The following is a 3,952-nucleotide window of genomic DNA, read 5'->3' as shown; positions in this document are numbered from 1 at the left end:
CGCGAGGGATCTCCACGGGTGGGGCGGGAACGCGAAACAGGGTGGCATGGTGGCGCCGAGGGCGGGAGCTTATCCGCTCGCTGCTGCCATCGACTGACAAGCGTTGCTTTCCTTACCCTTTTCGAACGATGGGCGCGCGCGGAGCACGGCACAATTCCATCCCATCAAGGCGACAAACCGACCGCACCACTGGGCGGAATCCGGAACCCGTACCCGGCGCCAAGACCCCCGTCTCGTTCGTCTCCGAGCGATGTTCGGTAGCTACAAGGGCCACCCTGCGGTGGCCCTTTTGCTTTTCAGCTTCCAGATGGAACCGCTGCGACAGCGTGGTGACTCAGTGCTCGTTGTTTCTGACCGAGCATGTTGCTCCATGGAGTTGCTGTGACACCCAAAGAGAAGTCCCCTCGTGCGATCCACCACCAGGCGGCAAGATGCAGTTCCGAGGCCAGGCAGCGCGGGCCGTCCATCGCCGAACAGTTCAAGCGAAACCGATTCGACGCATCTTCGATAATCGGCAAGACACTTCCACCCACCAAAAGGCCTGAGGTCACCATCACGGGTACCGCCAAGCCAACGGCCACCAAGACCGGCTCCCTGCGCCCCAGCCCTCGCCCTCGCCCTGAATCGACAGAACTCGGCAAGAAGGGCCCCAAGGTTCGGTTCAAAAAAAATGAGGAGAGCGGGGGGCGCGCGACGCATCGCCCTCGCCTCCAGACAAGTCCCAATCAATCCAGGCACCGCAGGGACGAGCCGAAGTCCCCTGAATCGCGGACGCCGGAAGAGTCCCCTCGCAAGGCTTCTCCCATCAAGCGGCTTCTCAGCCGGACCGCCAGCAGCAGCCCTCGAGGACAGAATCGCGCCAGGACGAGCAGCCAGTCACCCAGGGCGCAGGAATTGACACGACGTACATCGCTTCCCGAAAGAAAGCACGCAGTGCCCAGGCTGGTCAACCTCCCCTTCCTCGAACGCATCAACAGGGAGACCAATACCTGCAGCGGTACGGAGCACGTCGACACGGTGTTGCCACCGCGTCCCGAACGACCTGAAGACAAGATTCTGCGGTTGAAGGGCGACAAGAAGAAATTGAAGCAGCAACTCGAGATCGCACTGGCCGAGATCTCGGCGTTGAAATTCCAATTGAACGCGCAACAGGATCAACCCTCGACGCTGCCGTCGGACCCGATGTCAGGTACCAGCTCCACGAATCAGTGACGAGGCAGCCGGGAGCGAATCCCATCAAGCGCTGGAACTCCCGGTCGATCGCGTCTCACTCATCCACGTCATTCCCATTCCAACGAGGAGTCCGAGGATGCATCCAACGAACAAGGTCAAACGCTGCCTCAGCCAAGGTGCATCGCCGGCCCGCGAATCTGGCGAGGAGTTTCCGTCCACCGAGCCCATCGGCGCTGTTCGAGCACACGCCACCCGCACGCTTGAGCATCTCGGGTTGACGAGGGACAACAAGCGGGCCCTTCCGCGCAGGTGCAGAGAGAGAAAAACCGAGGAGGGCAGCGGATCACCGGGCAGCGAACATTTGCGCAGTCACAGCGCCTCAGCGTCCACAAGAGATCCCTTGCCGCCCTTGACGCCACCCTCCCATGCCAAGCCGCCCGCCACGCAACGCATGTCCGTGCCGAGCTCACCGGAACGAAATCCGGGCTCGCCTTCCCGCGCAGCATCAAGATTTCGCAACGTCCGTCTCGCCCAATCGATCCGCGCCGCCAGGCGAGAGCGTCAGAAAAGAGACGACTGGAAAAACAAGCACCGCTCCAGCCCACCTCTTCGCCGAGACAAACAGGCAGCCGATCCACATCCGATTCGACAGAACTCGACGAGACAGATCCAAGGGCAGATTCCCTCCCGCAGGCCGATGAGCGACCTCAGAGAGATAGTCGCCCCCGGCCGCCGACGTGTGGCGTCTCAGCCCCCAAGCGATCCGCGCCAATCCACCGATGCACTGCTGCGGCTGGCGATCGAGCTATGCGGTCCGCGAGCGGACGCCACGTTGATCCCGCCGAGATCACCCGAGGAACTCACTGCACTGCGACGGGTGCAACAGCTGTCGAGACAGCCAAACCGCAAATCCCTGAATCCCTCATTCGAGCCTCGAAGGCTCGCTGAATCGCACCCCGGATTGACGAAGGAAGCGGATCAGTCAACCGCCTCCAAGCCCGCTGCTGGCAAGACCAGATCCAGCCCGTCTTTTCTTCGCAAGAACGATGATGGAAAGGTCGAGACCCGCCCTGCGTTCACGCTGCCTGTGCGTCAGCAGACTGCGACCCTGGAGGAAATGGTCCAGGGCGTGTTGGCCAGCGAGGGACACATCGATCCTTCGCGGGACGGAGCAACAACGAACACCCCGCCCCGCGATGATCAAGACTGAAGTTTGAAGCCGCGGCCTCAGCCCTTCGCCGGCTCCACGCTCAATTGGTTGTCGACGCTGACGACCCCCTTCACGTTCGACGCCAGCTGAGTCGCGCGCTCACGCGCCGCCTCGCTCGGCGCCGTGCCACGCAGCGCGACGCGCCCGTTGGCGGTGTCGACGTTGATCTTCAGCGCGCTCAGGCTCGAGTCCTTCGCCAGCTCGGCGTTCACGCTCGTCGTGATCACCGCATCGGCAACCTTGTCGCCGGCCTTGTCGGTGGCCGACTTGGCGTCCTGCGCCAGGTCACGGCCGGCCTGCTTGGCCTGGTCCATGCCGCGCGACGCATCGGCCTGCATGTCGCGGCCCTTCTGCTCGGCCTGCGCGATCACGCTGTCGTTCGTGTTCGCCGCGGTCGATTCCGCTGCGTCACGCTTGCCGCAACCGGTGAGGGCCACGCCCGCGAGCAGGACTGCAGCGGCCGTCGTCGTCAGAGTGTGCTTGTTCATGGTTCTCTCCTGTCATGCGCCCGAGGGCGCTCTGGTTGAGCTGATCTGGTTGAGCGATTTGCGGCGGCACCGTCGCCGTCGCAGCCTTGTCCTGAGACGGCTCAACCTTAGGCGCAGCAGCGTGCGGCCGCCGTCAGTCGGAGGCGGCGATGCCTGTCGGACGATGCCCACAGGCCCTGCATCGAGGCGCTGTCTGACAGCAAGTCGGCCCGCCCGCCTACATCCGCCTTCCGCGCGCGCCCGGACAGTGGCTCCATGACTCGCCGCCCGCTCACTCTCGCCACATCCATCGCCCTCGCGCTGGCCGCGTGCGGCGRCCCCGCCACGCTGCAGGTCGCCGACGGCACCGGCCCGAACCCGAAGCTGCCGCCGCCAGACAAGAGCCTGATCCCGCTGGTCAACATCGCGCCCGCCACCGGCTGGCCGAGCGGCGTCAAGCCGACCGCGGCCCCGGGCACCGAGGTGCAGGCCTTCGCGAGCGGCCTCGAGCACCCGCGCTGGCTCAGCGTGCTGCCCAACGGCGACGTGCTAGTCGCCGAAACCAACGCGCCCCCGAAGCCCGACGACGGCAAGGGCATCCGCGGCTGGTTCATGAAGATGACGATGAAGAAGGCCGGTGCCGGCGTGCCCAGCGCGAACCGCATCACGCTGCTGCGCGATGCCGATGGTGATGGCATCGCCGAGACGCGCAGCGTGCTGCTCTCGAACCTGCAGTCGCCGTTCGGCATGGTGCTGGTCGGCAACAGCTTGTACGTGGCCAACACCGATGCCGTCGTCCGCTTCGACTACTCGCCCGGCGCGACCACCCTGCAAGGCAGCGGCACCAAGGTGGTCGACCTGCCCGCCGGCACGCTCAACCACCACTGGACCAAGAACCTGATCGCGAGCGCCGACGGCAGCAAGCTCTACGTGACGGTCGGCTCCAACAGCAACGTCGGCGAGAACGGCCTCGCCGCCGAGGAGGGCCGCGCAGCGATCTGGGAGGTCGACGCGAAGACCGGCGCGCACCGCGTGTTCGCCTCCGGCCTGCGCAACCCGAACGGGCTCGCCTTCGAACCGCAGACCGGCGCACTGTGGACCG

Annotated in this window: 3 protein-coding genes; 2 read left to right on the top strand and 1 reads right to left on the bottom strand. The window is 65.1% G+C overall.

What is annotated here, in order from left to right; all coding sequences use genetic code 11:
- Window positions 1-933 precede the first annotated feature (933 nt).
- The gene (locus AC1D01_RS24020; RefSeq protein ID WP_477870813.1) at window positions 934-1,212 is read left to right on the top strand and encodes a hypothetical protein; all 279 of its coding nucleotides are present in this window, start codon (window positions 934-936) and stop codon (window positions 1,210-1,212) included.
- A gap of 1,188 nt (window positions 1,213-2,400) precedes the next feature.
- On the opposite strand, the gene AC1D01_RS24015 is transcribed toward AC1D01_RS24020, so the two are convergent.
- Complete coding sequence (locus tag AC1D01_RS24015; RefSeq protein ID WP_477870811.1) at window positions 2,401-2,871, bottom strand: BON domain-containing protein; 471 nt, start codon at window positions 2,869-2,871, stop codon at window positions 2,401-2,403.
- A gap of 255 nt (window positions 2,872-3,126) precedes the next feature.
- Here AC1D01_RS24015 and AC1D01_RS24010 point away from each other — a divergent pair.
- Window positions 3,127-3,952: PQQ-dependent sugar dehydrogenase (locus AC1D01_RS24010; RefSeq protein ID WP_477870809.1), on the top strand; the 826-nt coding region annotated here is incomplete at its 3' end.

The organism is Rhizobacter sp. P3_B12 (genome assembly GCF_056402895.1).
The sequence above is the reverse complement of the archived record's forward strand: the minus strand, read 5'-3'. Positions and strand labels throughout refer to the sequence as shown.